This is a genomic window from Streptomyces parvulus (assembly GCF_014648855.1).
Taxonomy (GTDB): domain Bacteria; phylum Actinomycetota; class Actinomycetes; order Streptomycetales; family Streptomycetaceae; genus Streptomyces; species Streptomyces parvulus.
Genome location: NZ_BMRX01000001.1, coordinates 22,913 through 40,043, shown reverse-complemented (window position 1 = coordinate 40,043; position 17,131 = coordinate 22,913). Strand labels below are relative to the sequence as shown.

The following is a 17,131-nucleotide window of genomic DNA, read 5'->3' as shown; positions in this document are numbered from 1 at the left end:
GGCGACACGCAGCCCGGGCCGTCTCGCGTTCGCCATCGGCGTACTGGCGAGTGGGGTAAGTGCCTGGCCTGCGGGAACATCGTCTCGCACCATCGGGTTGTGGCAGATGTCGGCGTCAGGGGTCAGGAGGCCATCGACGGTGTCGGCAGTTGGAATGAGCGGTCCCCGCTTGCGGGACTAAGCTGCGGAAGGACAGGGAGGGGAAGTTCCCCTTACTGCCTGACCGCTCTGAGGAGCGATTAACGATGTTCGAGAGGTTCACCGACCGCGCGCGGCGGGTTGTCGTCCTGGCTCAGGAAGAAGCCCGGATGCTCAACCACAACTACATCGGCACCGAGCACATCCTCCTGGGCCTGATCCACGAGGGTGAGGGTGTCGCCGCCAAGGCCCTTGAGAGCCTCGGGATTTCGCTCGAGGCGGTCCGCCAGCAGGTGGAGGAGATCATCGGGCAGGGCCAGCAGGCCCCGTCGGGTCACATCCCCTTCACCCCCCGTGCCAAGAAGGTCCTGGAGCTGTCGCTCCGCGAGGCCCTCCAGCTGGGTCACAACTACATCGGCACGGAGCACATCCTGCTCGGCCTGATCCGTGAGGGCGAGGGCGTCGCCGCCCAGGTCCTGGTCAAGCTGGGCGCCGATCTCAACCGGGTGCGGCAGCAGGTCATCCAGCTGCTCTCCGGTTACCAGGGCAAGGAGACCGCCGCCGCCGGCGGTCCTGCGGAGGGCACGCCCTCCACGTCCCTGGTCCTCGACCAGTTCGGACGGAACCTCACCCAGGCCGCCCGCGAATCCAAGCTCGACCCGGTCATCGGGCGCGAGAAGGAGATCGAGCGGGTCATGCAGGTGCTGTCCCGCCGCACCAAGAACAACCCGGTGCTCATCGGTGAGCCCGGCGTCGGCAAGACCGCCGTCGTCGAGGGCCTCGCGCAGGCCATCGTCAAGGGCGAGGTGCCCGAGACCCTCAAGGACAAGCACCTCTACACCCTGGACCTCGGCGCCCTGGTCGCCGGCTCCCGCTACCGCGGTGACTTCGAGGAGCGCCTGAAGAAGGTGCTCAAGGAGATCCGCACCCGCGGCGACATCATCCTGTTCATCGACGAGCTGCACACGCTGGTCGGTGCGGGTGCCGCCGAGGGCGCCATCGACGCCGCCTCGATCCTGAAGCCGATGCTGGCCCGCGGTGAGCTGCAGACCATCGGTGCGACCACGCTGGACGAGTACCGCAAGCACCTGGAGAAGGACGCGGCCCTGGAGCGCCGCTTCCAGCCCATCCAGGTCGCGGAGCCGTCGCTGCCGCACACGATTGAGATCCTCAAGGGCCTGCGCGACCGGTACGAGGCGCACCACCGCGTCTCCATCACCGACGAGGCCCTGGTGCAGGCGGCCACGCTCGCCGACCGCTACATCTCGGACCGCTTCCTGCCGGACAAGGCGATCGACCTGATCGACGAGGCCGGCTCCCGGATGCGGATCCGCCGGATGACCGCGCCGCCGGACCTGCGCGAGTTCGACGAGAAGATCGCCGGCGTCCGCCGCGACAAGGAGTCCGCGATCGACTCGCAGGACTTCGAGAAGGCCGCCTCCCTGCGCGACAAGGAGAAGCAGCTCCTCGCCGCGAAGGCCAAGCGGGAGAAGGAGTGGAAGGCCGGCGACATGGACGTCGTCGCCGAGGTCGACGGCGAGCTGATCGCCGAGGTCCTCGCGACCGCCACCGGCATCCCGGTCTTCAAGCTCACGGAGGAGGAGTCCTCGCGCCTGCTGCGCATGGAGGACGAGCTCCACAAGCGGGTCATCGGCCAGGTCGACGCCGTCAAGGCGCTGTCCAAGGCGATCCGCCGTACCCGTGCCGGTCTGAAGGACCCGAAGCGTCCGGGTGGCTCGTTCATCTTCGCCGGTCCCTCCGGTGTCGGTAAGACCGAGCTGTCCAAGGCGCTCGCGGAGTTCCTCTTCGGCGACGAGGACGCGCTGATCTCCCTCGACATGTCGGAGTTCAGCGAGAAGCACACGGTCTCGCGGCTCTTCGGTTCGCCTCCCGGCTACGTCGGGTACGAGGAGGGCGGCCAGCTGACCGAGAAGGTCCGCCGCAAGCCGTTCTCCGTCGTCCTCTTCGACGAGGTCGAGAAGGCCCACCCGGACATCTTCAACTCGCTGCTTCAGATCCTGGAGGACGGTCGCCTGACCGACTCCCAGGGCCGGGTCGTGGACTTCAAGAACACGGTCATCATCATGACGACCAACCTCGGCACGCGGGACATTTCCAAGGGCTTCAACCTCGGCTTCGCCGCCGCGGGTGACAAGAAGACCAACTACGAGCGCATGAAGAACAAGGTCCAGGACGAGCTGAAGCAGCACTTCCGGCCCGAGTTCCTCAACCGCGTCGACGACGTGGTCGTCTTCCCGCAGCTCAGCCAGGACGACATCCTGCGGATCGTCGACCTGATGATCGGCAAGGTCGACGAGCGCCTCAAGGACCGGGACATGGGCATCGAGCTCTCCCAGTCCGCCAAGGAGCTGCTGTCCAAGAAGGGCTACGACCCGGTGCTGGGCGCGCGTCCGCTGCGCCGCACGATCCAGCGCGAGGTCGAGGACACGCTGTCGGAGAAGATCCTCTTCGGCGAGCTGCGCCCGGGCCACATCGTGGTCGTGGACACGGAGGGCGAGGGCGACGCCCAGACCTTCACGTTCCGCGGCGAGGAGAAGTCGGCGCTGCCCGACGCCCCGCCGATCGAGCAGGCGGCCGGCGGCGCTGGGCCGAACCTGAGCAAGGAGGCGTAACCCTCCTGGGGTGAGCCTGGAAAGGGGCCGCCCGGGACTTCGGTCCCGGGCGGCCCCTTTCGTCGTATCCGGCGTCCCTCAGTCCAGGGTCACCTCGGCGCCCGGGAAGAGGGCCGTGAGGCGGTCGCCGTCGAGGACGGCGCCGGGGGCGGCTTCCAGAGCCACCATCCGTAGGCCGGGGAGGCGGGAGGCGAGAACCGACAGGTCCTCGTCCCCGTCCAGGGCGGTGAGGAAGAGGTCCTCGACGCCCGGGAGCACGGGCATCGCCCCGCTGCCGTCGGGGAGGGCGCGGCTGTGCAGGCCCAGGATGGTGAGATCCGGCAGCCGCTGGATCTCCGCCCAGTCCTCGGCCGTGAGCGGCGTGCCGGTCGCCAGGTACAGGGCCTGGAGAGTCCGCCAGTGGACGAGGCCCCGGAGACCGGTGCCGGCGATGGCGTCGTCGCCGAGGTAGAGGTACCGCAGGGGCGCCTCCGTCGGGAGGGCCGCCGGCAGCCGGGAGCCGGGAAGCCGGGTCGCCACGGTCAGGTGGGTGAGCGACGACAGGGCCGGCAGGCCGGTGAGGTCCGCGGTCCGGCTGATCAGCAGGGACGTGAGCGGAAGCCGTGCGAGCGGCCCCAGGTCGCGGACCTCGTGGCAGTCGAGCAGCAGGAGCCGCAGCGAGGTGAAGAGGCCCGGCAGGCCGTCCAGCTCGGTCACCTCGGTGTTGTTGACGAGGTGCAGCTCCTCGACGGCCCCCGGCTCCGCCACGCAGGCGGTGATCTCGGCCGCCCGGTGTGCCCCGAGGAACGTGAGGTGGGTCCACGGCGCCATCACCGGGAGCGCCTCGCGCTGGGCCTCGGTCCGGCAGGTCAGGAACAGGTCCGTGCGGTCGAGGTGGTCCAGCACCTCGGTCGCGTACGTCCGCGTCTCGAAACGGCCCCACGTCCCCACCAGCTGCCGCCGCACGTCCAGTGAGGAGTGGTCCCGGAAGCGGCGCAGCACGGCCAGCGAGCCCCCCGGGTCCCGCTCGGCCAGCAGGGAGGCCGTCACCGTCACGCCGTGCGCCTCCGTGTCCGTCAGCCCGTCCGGCCCCGGCAGCAGCTCCAGGACCAGGGGCCCCGCCTCCGCGAGGACCCTGGCGTCCCGCGTCGAGGCCGGCGGGATCAGCGTCGCCGCCCGCGCCTCCACCTCCGCCCGCACCGCGGGATCCAGCGCGGTCGCGTGCTCCAGGCAGGCCAGGGCCAGCAGCGTCAGCCGCGGGGTCCCGGCCGCCAGCAGCCGGCGCAGCAGGACGGCGCGCTCGCCGGGCCTGGCGTGGGCCACCGCCATGCGGATCACGTCCTCCCACTGGGTGTCGCCCGCGTGGCCGGAGAGGACGTCGAGGTGGCCCTCCTCGACGGCGTACCGGGCGCCCAGGTAGTCCTGGAACGTGCGGTGCACGAAGTGCAGGGTGCCCTCGTCGGTCCTGCGCAGGAGCCCGCTGCGCAGGACCAGGGCGCGCAGGACGGTCCCCGTGTCGCCCTGCCCCGCCGCCGAGGCGACCGACGGCAGCGCGCGCTCCACGATGCCCTCGGCCGTGGCGACGTCCATCTCCGTGCGCCCGCTCAGCACCAGCGCGTACGCCAGCCGCTGGAGCAGTTCGAGCTGCGCCTCCTCGCCCAGCTCGACCGCCTCCATGCCCCGCTCCCGGTCCCGGCGGGCCAGCAGCATCGTCAGGGCGGCGTCGTACAGCTCCTTGCGGCCGGTGGGGAGGTAGCCCCGGCGCTCCCGGTGCAGGGCGCAGATCAGGCCGCACATCAGCGGGTTGGTGGCGAGGCCGGCCAGGTCGCGCTTGGTGTGCAGGGAGTCGAGGAGCCGGGCCTCGTACTCGGGGGCGCGGGCGGCCTCGTGCCAGCGGTGGACGAAGGTCGTGACGTCCGGCTGCCGCATCGGCGTGAGGGCCAGTTCCCAGAAGCCCTCGGCGGCCAGCCAGTCGGGGCGTACGGCCGTGGGGCGGGAGGTGAGCAGCCAGCGGTTGCCGGGGTAGGCGCGGATCAGGGCGAGGAGCCAGTCGCGGGTGCGGTGGCGTTCGGCGGCCGGGATCTCGTCCAGGCCGTCGACGAGGACCAGGCCCCGGCCGGCCGTCAGCACCCGCTCCGCCCAGCCCTCGGGCGGGGTGAGCGGGCATCCCACGGCCGTGAGGAAGGCGGTGGGCGCCGGGAGCGTGCCCGCCCAGACGAGGGTGCGCAGCGGCAGGACGTACGGGATCCGGGCGCCGTCCCGCGCCGCGGTCACCGCCAGCCACTGCACCAGCGTCGTCTTGCCGGAGCCCGCGTCGCCGCGCAGCAGGACCCGGTCGTGGGCCGCCAGCGCGCTCTCGGCGGGGAGGCGGACCGTGCGTTCCCGCTCGGCGTGGTCCCCGAAGAGCGGGGCGCGGTCCTCCTCGGCGGTCGCCTCCAGGCTCAGGTAGGCGACCTCCAGCGGCCACCGGTCCGGGGAGTCCCGCAGGTCGACGCCGTAGAGGGTGAGGTGGTCGTGGCGTTCGGCGGCGTACGGCAGATAGCGGCGTTCGAACGCCGTGTCCCGCGCGTCCGGGCGGGGGACACGGGTGATCAGTTCGTCGACCTTCGCGATCAGGTCGGCCTGGCCGCGGGTCTGCTCCACCAGGGTGCGGGCGACGAACGTGGAGCGCCGGGTGAAGAACTCCAGGATGTGCAGGCAGGCCCACTCGGTCGCGGTGTCGAGGAAGTGGCCCGCGTCGGCGGAGAAGCCGCCCCAGGGCCCGGCGGCGGTCCGCAGCCGGGCGGCCAGCTCCCGGTGCCCGAGCCGCACCGCCTGGACGTCGTCCATCTCCAGGTCGCCCAGCGCGAGCAGCCGTGCGGCCAGGGCGTCGGCGACGGCGGTCTCCTCGTCGCGGGGGAAGGGCGGCTCGCCCGGGGAGGCGAGGGAGTCCGCGACCAGCCGGCCGGCGAGCCCGCGCACCTGCTCGTCGCCGAGGGTGCGCTGCTCGCCCCGGAAGGACACCAGACGGGTCAGCCGGACCGGCCGGTCGACCAGCCCGGCACCGGGGCCGCCGGCCGCGAAGAGCCGCTTCACCAGCGGGGCGACCAGAGCGGACGCCAACTTCCCGCCGAGCACGGCCGGTTCCATCCAAGACCCCCTGGTCGGTGCTGGTCGGTCGACCAGGGGAGCCTATCCGGCGTCAGGACGCCGGTGTCAGGACAACTGGCCGTCGTAGTCGGGCAGCTTGAACGTCTTCTCGGCGTGCCCTCCGGACAGGTCGGTGGCGCTGTTGCCGATGTTCGCGATGATCGTGTAGCCCTTCGACTCGATCTTCGCCCGCTGTTCCGTCTTGTACTCGGCGACGTTGCGGAACAGGTCGACGAAGCCCCGGACGTAGAGACCGGAGGACTCGTAGCCGGCGTGGTCGAGGTTCCACTCGGTGGGCAGCCCGATGATGCCCGGCCGGGCGGTCACGAAGAACAGCGCGACGCCGCGCTCCTGGGCGTACCGGGCGGCCTCCAGCACCGGCCGGTTGGCGGGCTGCGGGTAGCTGAAGCCGAAATCGGTCTCCAGGGAGGTGTTGTCGATGTCGAGGACGATCGCCTGCTTCTCCCCGGGCCGGGCGTCGCCGATCCGGTCCTTCAGGTACGGCAGGGCGGCGTCCATCACGGCCCGGCAGTCCCGCTGCCAGGTTTCGTAGTCGACGTCCGCCGCGGCCGCCGTCGCGGTCGCGGCGGGGGGAGCCGCCGGGGCCTCGGGGACGGCGGCGCCGGCGGGGGTGACCGTCGCGGCGAGCGCCGCCGCGGTGACGGCCGCCGTGCCGGCGGCCTGCTTCCAGGTGCGCCGGGACTGTCTGGTCTGTCCGGTCTGTTCGGTCATGGGGGGCTGGATTCCTCTCATGCCTGCGCGGATGCCTGACGGCACCAAAGTTGTCGCGAGCATGCTCGCCCCAGCAAGTGGCCGGACGGCAACGATTGGGTTACTGAGTAGTAGTTACCAGGCCGCCCCCGGCCCCGGGGCTGTGACGTGGGCCATGAAGCGAGCCCAGGTGAACGCCCTTGCCAGGGGGGCGGGTTAACCGGGACGGGAGTAGCCCGGGTCACATTCGGCGGTCCTCCGGCCATGATCGCCGGTGACATGGCGCACAGGCCTTTCGTCCTTTACTACGGGGAATAGTGGAGGCGGCGGGAACCGCGAAATCGGACATAACGGTGCACGGTGGGCGGCGGCCGCCGTGCGCCTGAGCTGGTTTTGTCCGGAATGGGGGCTCTGTCAAGAGTCGGGAAGTATCGCGCTCAAGTACTAAATAAGATCGTAGGTCACACCTTTGTGCGGTTCGGGGCCGCCGGGTTACCAAGGTTGAGCCCGGCCGACGAGCGCCCTGTGCGTCTCGCTCGGAGGGGCTTTCCTCTGTACCCGTCCCCATGAGGTTCGAATGTTTCCGCGTGTCACGTCCCGTTCTTCCCGTACGACCCTTCGCACCCGCGCCGCGGTGATGGCCGCCGGCCTCGGAGCCTCGGTCGCACTGGGAGCCGGGGTCGCGGCCGCCACCGGCACCACGGCGGCCTCCACCTCCTCCACCACGGCGAGCGCCGTCGAGGCCCAGGCCGCGGCGCAGGCCAAGGCGGCGAAGGCCGAGCAGGCCGGCGCCAAGAAGGCCACCGCCAAGAAGACGGCCACCAAGAAGAAGGCCGCCTCCTGGGTGGACCCGGTGAAGAAGTACAAGCTCAGCGCCAGCTTCGCCCAGAACGGCGGCATGTGGGCGCACAAGCACAGCGGCCAGGACTTCGCCGTGCCGATCGGCACCAACGTCGTCGCCGCGCACGGCGGCACCGTGGTCAAGGCCGGCGGCAACGGCGCCGGCGACGGCCCCGCCTACGGCAACGCCATCGTCGTCAAGCACGGCAACGGCACGTACTCCCAGTACGCCCACCTGTCCAAGGTGAACGTCAAGATCGGCCAGGTCGTGAAGACCGGCCAGTCCATCGCGAAGTCCGGCAACACGGGCAACTCCAGCGGCCCGCACCTGCACTTCGAGATCCGTACGACCGCCAACTACGGTTCGGCCGTCGACCCGGTCTCCTTCCTGCGGGACAAGGGCGTGACCGTCTGACGCACGGGCGTCACGCCTGCCCGGCCCCCCGGTGGGCCTGGGTCACCAGATCGATGGCGACCTCGAGAACAGCCGCGCGCTGTTCCTCGGGGTCGCCTTCGAGGTCCCGCAGGGCGAACATCCCGGCGTGCATCGTGAAGAGCGCGCTGATGCAGCGGACCTGGTCCACCAGGTCGGCCTCCGGGTCGATGAGGATGTCGCGCAGACCGAACATGCGGGTCTTGAACAGCTCGCCGATGCGCAGGTCGCGCACGGTCGCCTGGTTCTCCTGCATGAAGCGGAAGAGCGGCGCCGCGCCCGCCAGCGCCTCGCTGTAGCGGCGGATGATCTCCTGCTTCGTCTCCAGGCCGTGCGGCTGCTCCCGCCCCCAGGCGATCAGGTCCTCCAGCGGTCGCGAGAGGTCCTCGAAGATGCTGACCAGGATCTCTTCCTTGGTCTTGAAGTGGTAGTACAGCGCGGCCTTGGTGACGTCCAGGGCCTCGGCGATCTCCCGCAGCGAGGTCTTCTCGTACCCCTGCTCGGCGAAGAGTCCGAGGGCCACGTCCTGGATGCGCTGGCGGGTGTCCCCGCGGCGTCGCTGCTGCCTGGTGCCGTTCATCGTGCCGCCCATTCTCCCGCGCACCTCCTGTTCAGCGCACTCTGCCCGCTCCGCGCCCTTTCCCAAAAACTTACTTGACGCCCGGCTAGTTACGCGACTACCTTCCCGAGTGTAGTCAGCTTGCCGGTCGGCAAGTAAGTGGACCGGAGTACGGCGGTGGCCGGGGGAAGTGGGAGCGATGGCGGAGACAGCGCAGGCGGACACCGGTGAGGCCGGTGCCGGCAAGCAGCCGAGGAGCGTGCGGGTGGTCCTGCTCGCCCTCATGATCGCGATGATGCTCGCGATGCTCGACAACATGATCATCGGCACCGCGATGCCGACGATCGTGGGCGAGCTGGGCGGTCTGGAGCACCTGTCCTGGGTGGTCACCGCGTACACGCTCGCGACCGCGGCCTCGACCCCGCTGTGGGGCAAGCTCGGCGACATGTACGGGCGCAAGGGCTCGTTCATGACCTCGATCGTGATCTTCCTGGCGGGCTCCGCGCTCAGCGGCATGGCCCAGGACATGGGCCAGCTCATCGGCTTCCGCGCCGTCCAGGGCCTGGGCGCCGGCGGTCTGATGGTCGGCGTCATGGCCATCATCGGCGACCTGATACCGCCGCGGGAGCGCGGCAAGTACCAGGGCATGATGGCCGGCGTCATGGCGCTGGCGATGATCGGCGGACCGCTGGTCGGCGGCACCATCACCGACCACTGGGGCTGGCGCTGGTCCTTCTACATCAACCTGCCGCTCGGCGCGATCGCGCTGGTGGCCGTCAGCGCCGTCCTGCACCTGCCGAAGAAGCGCAGCCAGGCGCGGATCGACTACCTGGGCGCCGCGCTGCTGACCGTCGGCATCACGGCCATCGTGCTCGTCACCACCTGGGGCGGCACCGAGTACGCCTGGACCTCCGCGCGGATCATGGAGCTGACCGGCATCGGCGTCGCCGCGCTGGTCGGGTTCGTGTTCTGGCAGACCAGGGCCGCCGAGCCGATCGTGCCGCTGCACATCTTCCGCAGCCGCAACTTCACGCTGATGTCCGTGATCGGCTTCATCGTCGGCTTCGTGATGTTCGGCGCGACCCTCTTCCTGCCGCTGTACCAGCAGTCGGTGCAGGGCGCGTCCGCGACCAACTCCGGGCTGCTGCTCCTGCCGATGCTGGGCGCGATGCTCGTCACGTCGATGGTGGCCGGGCGGGTCACCACCAACACCGGCCGGTACAAGATCTTCCCGGTGCTGGGCGGCGCGCTGATGACGGTCGGCCTGTTCCTGCTGTCCACCATGGACACCGACACCACCCGCTTCACCTCCGGCCTCTACATGGCCGTCGTCGGTCTCGGCATGGGCTGCCTGATGCAGATCACGATGCTGGTGGCGCAGAACAGCGTGGAGATGAAGGACATGGGCGTCGCGTCCTCGTCCACCACCCTCTTCCGCACCCTCGGCTCCTCCTTCGGCGTCGCGATCATGGGCGCGCTGTTCAACCACCGCGTCCAGGACGTGATGGCGGAGCGGGCGGGGGCGCTGGGCTCCAAGGTGACCGAGAGTTCGGCGCAGCTGGACGCGGCGAGCCTGGCCAAGCTGCCCGAGGCGGCGCGCGAGGCCTACCAGCACGCGGTGTCCTCCGGCACCCACGGCGCGTTCCTGCTGGGCGCGGCGGTGGCCGTCCTGGCCCTGGTCGCGTCGGTCTTCGTGAAGGAGGTCCCGCTGAAGGGCGCGGGCCCGCAGGCCGCCGACGCCTCGGCCGGCGGCGAGGACGGGGCGAGCGCGAAGACGCCGGTGACCGAGACGGTCTGACCGCACGGCGGTCCGCCGCCCGCTCACTAACAGGCCCCCGGGTGGCTTCGTCCGCCCGGGGGCCTTCGTCGTACGTCCCGCCGCGGCACGCACTCGAACCACACCGTCTTGCCCCGCCCGTCCGCGTACGGCGTGACGCCCCACCCGTCGGCCACCGCCGCGACGATCACGAGCCCCCGCCCGCCCTCACTCAGCGCGTCGGCGTCAGCCGGGACCGGCAGCTCCGGGCAGTCGTCGGCGACCTCCACCCGCAGCCCGTCCGGCCGGAGCAGGAAGCACACCCGGCACCGACGGCCCGGCACATGCCGTACGACATTGGCGACCAGCTCCGTGAGCGCCAGCTCGGCGGCCTCGGTCACCTCGGCCAGCCCCGAGCGGACCAGGTACAGCCGCAGGACGCGGCGCAGGTGCCGGGCCGAGTGCGCGCCCATGGCGAACTCGGCGTGGTACTGGCTGTCGACGTCCGCCGCCTGCGGACCGGTTACGTGATTCACGCCACGACTCTGCGACCCGCTGCGTACGCTCGACTACGCACAGAAACGAACGTCGTGAGGCGTTGCCGACCGCAGTCCCGGAGCGAGGTGCCGCAGTGGCCAACATCCAGTCTCTCGACCCGACCGCCTCCCCCCTCGACTACTACGGCTGGGAGCTGCGCCGCCAGCGCGAGGCGCACGGTCTCAAGCAGGGCCAGCTCGGCGACATCATCTTCTGCACCGGCTCACTGGTCGGCCAGATCGAGACCACGAAGAAGGTCCCGACGCGGGACTTCTCCGAGCGGGTGGACGCCGCGCTGGGGACGGACGGTCTGTTCTCGCGGCTGATCGGCCTGGTGCTGCGCAGCCAACTCCCGGCCTGGTTCCAGCCGTACGCGGAGATGGAGGCGAAGGCGGCGTACATCTCGACGTACCAGGCGCAGCTCGTGTACGGGCTGTTGCAGACGGAGGAGTACGCGCGGGCGGTGCTGGCCACGGGCAAGCCGGACGATCTGGAGGGCTTGTTGGCCGCCCGGATGGAACGCCAGCGCATCCTGGAGCGGGAGCGGCCGCCGCTGGCGTGGGTGGTGCTGGACGAGGCCGTACTGCATAGGCCGATCGGCGGCCCCGAGGTCATGCGGCGGCAACTGGCCCGGCTGTTGGAGTTCGCCAGTCACCGCTGGATGCATGTGCAGGTGCTGCCGAACAAGGCGGGAGCGCATGCCAGCCTGGCTGGTTCGTTCAACTTCCTGCGCTTCGACGACAACCTGGACGTCGTCTACACGGAGGACATCATCTCCGGGCACATGACGGCCAATCCGGAGACCGTCAGGGAAGCCGCCCTCCGATACGCTCGCTTGCAGGCTGCCGCCCACTCCGTGGAGGATTCGGCCGAACTGATCATCCGCGTGATGGAGGAACGCTATGGAGTCTGCTCCCAGCCCGAGGAACCTTCAGTGGCGTAAGTCCAGTTACAGCGGAAACACCGGCGGTGACTGCGTCGAGGTCGCCGATGGCTGCCCGGCCGGCGCCGTCCCCGTACGCGACAGCAAGAACCCGGACGGCCCGGTCGTGACCGTAGGTGGAAAGGCCTGGCAGTCGTTCGTCGACGGCCTGCGGTAGCCGCCGCAGCCGTGACCCCGTGGAGCCTGCTCGGCCTCGCCGCTAGACGCCGCCCGAGCCCGCCCGGTCCGGCAGCATCGGATAGCTGCCCGTGTTGGTCGGCGCGTGCTCCGGCAGCCACAGGACGGCGACCGCGCCCTCGGCCGGTACGTGGTCGGGGGCGCCCGCCGGGCGGACGTTGCGGAAGGTGAGCCGGGCGCCCAGTACCCGGGCCTGGCCGGCCGCGATGGTCAGGCCCAGCCCGTGCCCGCGGCCCGCCCGGTCCGCGCTGCCGGTGCGGAACCGGCTCGGCCCCTCGGCGAGGAGGTCCTCGGGGAAGCCCGGTCCGTGGTCGCGGACCCGGATCACCCGGCCCTCGACGCTGACCTGGACCGGCGGGCGGCCGTGCCGGGCGGCGTTGGCGAGCAGGTTGAACAGCACCCGCTCCAGGCGGCGCGGGTCGGTGGTGACCGCCGACTCGTGGATCACCCGCACCTCCACCGCCGGGTCCTTCGCCGCCACCCGCCGGGACACGAAGTCGCCCAGCATCAGGTCCTGCAGCTCGGCCCGCTCCGAGGCCCCGTCGAGCCGCGCCACCTCCAGGACGTCCTCGACGAGGGTCCGCATCGCCTTCGCCCGGTCCAGGACCAGCTCGGTCGGCCGGCCCGGCGGCAGCAGCTCCGCGGCGGTGAGCAGCCCGGTCACCGGGGTGCGCAGCTCGTGCGCGATGTCCGCGGTGACCCGCCGTTCGGCCTCCAGCCGCTTCTGCAACGCGTCCGCCATCGCGTCCACCGCGCTCGCGAGGTCGTCGGTCTCGTCCCGGACGACCCCGCCGATGGCGTCCCGCACGCGCACGTCCGGCTCCCCGTTGGCGACCTGGTTGGCGGCGGCGGCCGCGTCGCGCAGCCGCCGGGAGAGCTGGCGGCCGATGAGCACACCGAGCGCGCTGCCGCCGAGGACCACCGCGATGGAGCCGATGACCAGGGCCTGGTCGAGATCGGTGAGGATGTCGGCGCTGCGGTCGGTGAAACCGGAGTGCAGGGACATCACGTGCCCGTCCTTGAGCGGCACCGCGGCCCAGATGTCGGTCACCCCGTCGTCCCGCTCGGAGACGTACGTCGCCCGCCGCCCGGCCTCGACCTTGCGGCGCAGCTCCGCCGGCAGCTCGGGGTCGTCGATCTTGGCGTTCGGGAAGTTCTGCCGCCCGGACAGCTCGTAGTTGCGCTGGGCGATCAGGACCCGGTCGTCGGCGAGGTCCCGGGCGTTGTCCAGCATCGAGACCCGGGCGGCGTTGTGCACGACCAGGCTCAGGACAACGGCCACCAGCGCGCCGACCAGCGCGATCGCCGCGCTGAGCTTCCAGCGCAGCCCGGTGCGGATGCCCCGGGCGCGCAGCCCGCGCGGACGCGGACCACGCGTGGCGCCGCCGGACCCCGCACCGCCGCGCGAACCCGCGCCGCTCGTGGCCGCCGTACCGCTCTCGCGCCCGGTGCCGCCCGTGGCCGCCGTACCGCTCTTGCGCCGTCTACCGCTCCTCGGCCCCGCGCCGCTCCTCGGCTCCGCGCCGCCCGTCGGTCTCGCACCGCTATCCGGACCCGCACCGCTCTCCGGTCCCGCGCCGCCGCCCGCTCTAGCGGCGCCGCCGGCCCTCGCACCCCCGTGCGGCCCGGCCACCCCCTCCGGACCGCCGCCGCTCATCGACCCCGCGGCGCCGCCCGGCCCCGTAGGGCCGTCCGGACGTCCCTCGGGTGAGGCGGACCGGCTTCGGAAGAACCCCCGCATGTCCCGCGCCCCCGCCTCAGGCCTTCAACTTGTAGCCGAAGCCGCGGACCGTCTCGATCCGGTCCTGGCCGATCTTGGTCCGCAGCCGCTGCACGTGCACGTCGACGACGCGGGTGTCCCCGCCCCAGCCGTAGTCCCACACCCGCTCCAGCAGCTTGTCGCGCGAGAGCACCGTCCCCGGCGCCGAGGAGAACTCCAGCAGCAGCCGCATCTCGGTCGGGGTGAGCGCCACCGGCCGTCCGGCCCGGCGCACCTCCATGCCGTCGGTGTCCACCTCCAGCTCGCCGAAGGTAAGCACGCCCCCGGTGTCCGCGTGGCCCGCGGTCTCCGCCCGCTCCCCGCCACCGGCGTGCCCGAAGCGCCGCAGCACCGCCCGGATCCGGGCGACCAGCACCGCCCCGTCGAACGGCTTGGTGACGTAGTCGTCGGCGCCGGCCTCCAGACCGAGGACGACGTCGATGGAGTCCGCCCGCGCCGACAGCATGATCACCGGCACCGTGGACTCGTCCCGGATGCGGCGGCACAGGCTGACCCCGTCGAGACCGGGGACCATGACGTCGAGCAGCGCGATGTCGGGCCGGTCGGTCCGGAAGGACTCCAGGCCGGACAGCCCGTCGGGCATCGCGGTGACCGCGAAGCCGTCCCGCTCCAGGGCGAGCTGGGTGGCCTCGCGGATGACGTCGTCGTCCTCGACGAACAGGACGTGGGTCTGGTCTGCCATCCCGGTGCTCTCAGTCCTCGTTGTGGTGGGTCGGGGGCGGTGGCCGGACGCGGGTGCGGACGTCCACCGGATCGGACGCCGGGGACGCGCGCCGCGTTCACCCGGTCATCGCGGTGGGCGCCCCGATCGGTTCACGCCCGTCCGCCTCAGCCGTCGGTGTCCGGGGCCGGGGTGGGCGCGTTGCCCGCGGCGTTGCTGTAGTCGTTGTGGGTGCGGTACTGCTCCGAGAAGCGGCCCGACGCCCACCGGTAGGTGATCACATTCTCGCCGGACGGGCTGGACACGGGGTCGCCCCGCTCGTACACCTGCTTGGTCACCACCAGGTCGCCGCGGTCGATCTCCGCGTAGACCGGGGGCTCCTCGGTCCGGAACACGTTCTGGTAGGCGCCGTCCTCCTCGCGGTACACGTAGCTGCCCACACCCACCGCGTCACCGCAGGTCAGGACGTTCACGACGACGTCCTCCGCCGATCCGCCGGTCAGCTCCCCGTACGACACGTCGACGGGGTACTCGTCGGCGACGCACGGCTTCAGCTCGTGCTTGACCTCCGCGGAGACCGAGGGGTCCGACTTGACCAGCCGCACCGCGTCCACCCGGTCGGGGACCTTGGAGGGGGAGGCCGCGGGGGAGGAGGCCGCGGCGCCGCCGACCGCGTCCGCGTGCGCCGCGCCCTCGTCGCGGGTGCCGGTGCCGCCGGCCGCGCAGCCCGACAGGCACACGCCGAGGGCGACGAACACGGCCACCGCCGCACTCGCCGCCTGCGTGCTCCGGGCCTCCCCGGGTGATCGACCGACGCTCAGGCCGCGCAACGCTCCCGCTCCTCACGCTCCAGCGCCCGTGCGTCCAGATCGCGGGCGACCAGCTCCTCGCGGAGCCGGGCGAGCGCCCGGTGCAGCGTGCTCTTGACCGTCCCCGCCGACATGCCCAGGGCCGCGGCGGTCTCCTCCGTGGACATCTGCTCCCAGTGTCGCAGCACCACGACGCTGCGCTGCTTCGGGGCGAGGACCTTCATGACGTCCATCAGCAGGGCGCGGTCCGCGTGCTGCTCGGTGGAGTCGTCCACGCAGGACTCGGGGAGCTGCTCGGTCGGCACCTCCTCCAGCTTCCGCGCCCGCCACCACTCGGTCCGCGTGTTGATCATGACGCGGCGCAGGTAGGCGTCGGCCAGCCGCTTGTCCTCGATGGTCGACCAGCGGCGGTACGTCCGCGCCAGCGCGGTCTGGAGCAGGTCCTGGGCGTCGACGGGGTCCGGGACCAGGCGCCGTGCACTGCGCAGCAGCGCGTCCTGCCGGGTACGGACGTACTCCTCGAACTCGAGCACCTCGCCCATGGTCAACCGCCTTCCGATCCCCGTACTCCGCCGGTGCCGTCACCGCCGGCCCACTGCCTGTGGTCCCTGGTCTTGCCGTGCCCGCCGGGCACAGAAACGAAGGTAGGGAAGCGTTGTCACGGCGCTGTGCGAAGCAGCCTGCGGGGAACACTCGGCTGTCCGTCGGTTGTGTAACGGAAGTAGGAACCGGGTAAAGCGGCCGACCACTTGATGGGAGTAAAGGGTGATTTGTCCGCTGCCGGGACGGTGACGGAGGCCGACGGAACCGGCACTTGTGTCACACCCGTACCCGCGGCCCCTGTCCCGCGCCGTACGTCAGCTCAGCGGCAGCCGGTACAGCCCGTCCGCCAGCGGCTCCACCAGACCGTCGGAGACGAGACCGTCCAGGGCGCGGGCCCGCTGGACCGGTTCGTGCCAGACCTGGTCGAGGGCCGACTGCGGCACCGCTCCGGACGCCTCCCGCAGCACCGCGAGCAGCCGGCCGCGCACCTGCCGGTCGGTGCCCGCGTACGTCTGGCCGCGGCGCGGCGGCCCTTCGTGCGCGGGCTTGCCGGCCAGCCGCCAGGCACACTGCCCGGCGATCGGGCAGCGCCGGCACGACTCGTTCTTCGCCGTGCAGACCAGCGCGCCCAGCTCCATCGAGGCGGCGGCCCACCGGGCGGCCCTGCTCTCCTGCTCCGGCAGCAGCGCGCGCGCCAGCTTCCGCTCGGCGGCGGTGGTGGCGTTCGGCGGGTACTGCACGCCGGTGACCGCGCGGGCGAACACCCGGCGGACGTTGGTGTCCAGCACGGGGTGCCGCTGCCCGTAGGCGAAGGAGGCGACCGCGGCGGCCGTGTACTCGCCGATGCCGGGCAGCGCCAGCAACTGGGCGTGGTCCGAGGGCACGTCGCCGCCGTGCCGTTCCGTTATGGCCGCGGCGGCGCCGTGCAGGCGCAGGGCGCGGCGCGGGTAGCCGAGCCGGCCCCAGGCGCGGACGGCCTCGCCGGGTGCCTCGGCGGCGAGGTCGGCGGGGCGCGGCCAGCGCGCCAGCCACTGCTCGTAGACGGGCAGGACGCGGCTCACCGGCGTCTGCTGGAGCATGAACTCACTGACCATCACACCCCACGCGCCGGCCTCCGGGCGCCGCCACGGCAGATCGCGGGCGTGGTCGGCGAACCAGTCGATGACGGGGGCGTGCAACGGCACGCCGGACGAGGCGGCGGCGGGGTCGGAGGGTCCGCTGTGCGAGGACTTCGTGGGCGCAGTCATGACCCTCCGATCCTGCCACGCCGGAACCACCCCGCGGGCGCACCGCCACCCGGTGGCGCCGGGCACACCCACCGTTCGCCGCGCGCCCGAAGCGGTGACGTCGGGTGCCGGAAGGTTTCAGCGGATGCCTTGACCGTTCGGTGGCCCGGATGGGGGGAGGTCTCGCGTCCGCCGGGGTCCCCGGACCGTCCGGCGGTCGGGGCACCTGACGATCGGCAGGGGCGCCGCCCCGCCCGGCACTTGTAGCGTCGGGCGG

14 protein-coding genes are annotated in these 17,131 nt (G+C 71.9%); 5 read left to right on the top strand and 9 right to left on the bottom strand.

The features are described from left to right. The first annotated feature begins 245 nt into the window (after window positions 1-245). Window positions 246-2,771 carry an ATP-dependent Clp protease ATP-binding subunit gene (locus IE108_RS00170; RefSeq protein ID WP_064729128.1) on the top strand — a complete coding sequence of 842 codons (2,526 nt, stop codon included), beginning with the start codon at window positions 246-248 and terminating at the stop codon, window positions 2,769-2,771. A gap of 78 nt (window positions 2,772-2,849) precedes the next feature. On the opposite strand, the gene IE108_RS00165 is transcribed toward IE108_RS00170, so the two are convergent. Both IE108_RS00165 and IE108_RS00160 read right to left on the bottom strand, forming a co-directional pair. After that, complete coding sequence (locus IE108_RS00165) at window positions 2,850-5,879, bottom strand: NACHT domain-containing protein (protein ID WP_064729129.1); 3,030 nt, start codon at window positions 5,877-5,879, stop codon at window positions 2,850-2,852. A 66-nt stretch (window positions 5,880-5,945) separates the two neighbouring features. Further along, window positions 5,946-6,611, bottom strand: coding sequence for an HAD family acid phosphatase (locus IE108_RS00160; RefSeq protein ID WP_189397546.1), 666 nt, complete (start codon window positions 6,609-6,611; stop codon window positions 5,946-5,948). 556 nt (window positions 6,612-7,167) lie between these two features. Here IE108_RS00160 and IE108_RS00155 point away from each other — a divergent pair. After that, window positions 7,168-7,845 (top strand): M23 family metallopeptidase, encoded by a 678-nt coding sequence (locus IE108_RS00155; RefSeq protein WP_064729130.1) that lies wholly within the window; start codon window positions 7,168-7,170, stop codon window positions 7,843-7,845. Window positions 7,846-7,855: 10 nt separating this feature from the next. Here IE108_RS00155 and IE108_RS00150 read toward each other — a convergent pair whose 3' ends face one another. After that, window positions 7,856-8,443 (bottom strand): TetR/AcrR family transcriptional regulator, encoded by a 588-nt coding sequence (locus tag IE108_RS00150; RefSeq protein ID WP_064731887.1) that lies wholly within the window; start codon window positions 8,441-8,443, stop codon window positions 7,856-7,858. Between the two features lie 178 nt (window positions 8,444-8,621). Between IE108_RS00150 and IE108_RS00145 the strand changes: the two genes are divergently transcribed. Next, window positions 8,622-10,220, top strand: a complete 1,599-nt coding sequence (locus IE108_RS00145; protein ID WP_064729131.1) for an MDR family MFS transporter — start codon at window positions 8,622-8,624, stop codon at window positions 10,218-10,220. A gap of 26 nt (window positions 10,221-10,246) precedes the next feature. Here the strand turns inward: IE108_RS00145 and IE108_RS00140 are convergent, their stop codons facing one another. Beyond that, a complete protein-coding gene (locus tag IE108_RS00140) occupies window positions 10,247-10,714 on the bottom strand; it encodes an ATP-binding protein (protein WP_372503094.1) in 468 nt (155 codons plus the stop codon). A 95-nt stretch (window positions 10,715-10,809) separates the two neighbouring features. Between IE108_RS00140 and IE108_RS00135 the strand changes: the two genes are divergently transcribed. Next, window positions 10,810-11,658, top strand: coding sequence for a helix-turn-helix domain-containing protein (locus IE108_RS00135; RefSeq protein WP_064729132.1), 849 nt, complete (start codon window positions 10,810-10,812; stop codon window positions 11,656-11,658). Beyond that, a complete protein-coding gene (locus tag IE108_RS00130) occupies window positions 11,618-11,815 on the top strand; it encodes a DUF397 domain-containing protein (protein ID WP_079163613.1) in 198 nt (65 codons plus the stop codon). Before IE108_RS00135 ends, IE108_RS00130 begins: the two co-directional genes overlap by 41 nt. A 42-nt stretch (window positions 11,816-11,857) precedes the next feature. Here the strand turns inward: IE108_RS00130 and cseC are convergent, their stop codons facing one another. The 5 genes from cseC to IE108_RS00105 form a co-directional block, all read right to left on the bottom strand. After that, the gene (cseC, locus tag IE108_RS00125; protein WP_373296881.1) at window positions 11,858-13,492 is read right to left on the bottom strand and encodes a two-component system sensor histidine kinase CseC; all 1,635 of its coding nucleotides are present in this window, start codon (window positions 13,490-13,492) and stop codon (window positions 11,858-11,860) included. Window positions 13,493-13,592: 100 nt separating this feature from the next. After that, window positions 13,593-14,297 carry a two-component system response regulator CseB gene (gene cseB, locus IE108_RS00120; protein ID WP_064729133.1) on the bottom strand — a complete coding sequence of 235 codons (705 nt, stop codon included), beginning with the start codon at window positions 14,295-14,297 and terminating at the stop codon, window positions 13,593-13,595. A gap of 146 nt (window positions 14,298-14,443) precedes the next feature. Continuing rightward, window positions 14,444-15,106 (bottom strand): hypothetical protein, encoded by a 663-nt coding sequence (locus tag IE108_RS00115; RefSeq protein ID WP_189397544.1) that lies wholly within the window; start codon window positions 15,104-15,106, stop codon window positions 14,444-14,446. Then, the gene (locus IE108_RS00110) at window positions 15,094-15,633 is read right to left on the bottom strand and encodes a SigE family RNA polymerase sigma factor (protein ID WP_100048447.1); all 540 of its coding nucleotides are present in this window, start codon (window positions 15,631-15,633) and stop codon (window positions 15,094-15,096) included. The genes IE108_RS00115 and IE108_RS00110 overlap by 13 nt, the downstream gene beginning before the upstream one ends. A gap of 309 nt (window positions 15,634-15,942) precedes the next feature. After that, on the bottom strand, window positions 15,943-16,875 hold the full coding sequence (locus IE108_RS00105; RefSeq protein WP_064729135.1) for an HhH-GPD family protein: 933 nt from the start codon (window positions 16,873-16,875) through the stop codon (window positions 15,943-15,945). Window positions 16,876-17,131 lie beyond the last annotated feature (256 nt).

Coding starts and splice junctions, on each gene's coding strand:
- IE108_RS00170 (WP_064729128.1), top strand. CDS start 246: ATGTTCGAGAGGTTCACCGACCGCGCGCGGCGGGTTGTCGTCCTGGCT.
- IE108_RS00165 (WP_064729129.1), bottom strand. CDS start 5,879: ATGGAACCGGCCGTGCTCGGCGGGAAGTTGGCGTCCGCTCTGGTCGCC.
- IE108_RS00105 (WP_064729135.1), bottom strand. CDS start 16,875: ATGACTGCGCCCACGAAGTCCTCGCACAGCGGACCCTCCGACCCCGCC.
- IE108_RS00130 (WP_079163613.1), top strand. CDS start 11,618: ATGGAGTCTGCTCCCAGCCCGAGGAACCTTCAGTGGCGTAAGTCCAGT.
- IE108_RS00145 (WP_064729131.1), top strand. CDS start 8,622: ATGGCGGAGACAGCGCAGGCGGACACCGGTGAGGCCGGTGCCGGCAAG.
- IE108_RS00155 (WP_064729130.1), top strand. CDS start 7,168: ATGTTTCCGCGTGTCACGTCCCGTTCTTCCCGTACGACCCTTCGCACC.
- IE108_RS00160 (WP_189397546.1), bottom strand. CDS start 6,611: ATGACCGAACAGACCGGACAGACCAGACAGTCCCGGCGCACCTGGAAG.
- cseC (WP_373296881.1), bottom strand. CDS start 13,492: ATGAGCGGCGGCGGTCCGGAGGGGGTGGCCGGGCCGCACGGGGGTGCG.
- IE108_RS00150 (WP_064731887.1), bottom strand. CDS start 8,443: ATGAACGGCACCAGGCAGCAGCGACGCCGCGGGGACACCCGCCAGCGC.
- cseB (WP_064729133.1), bottom strand. CDS start 14,297: ATGGCAGACCAGACCCACGTCCTGTTCGTCGAGGACGACGACGTCATC.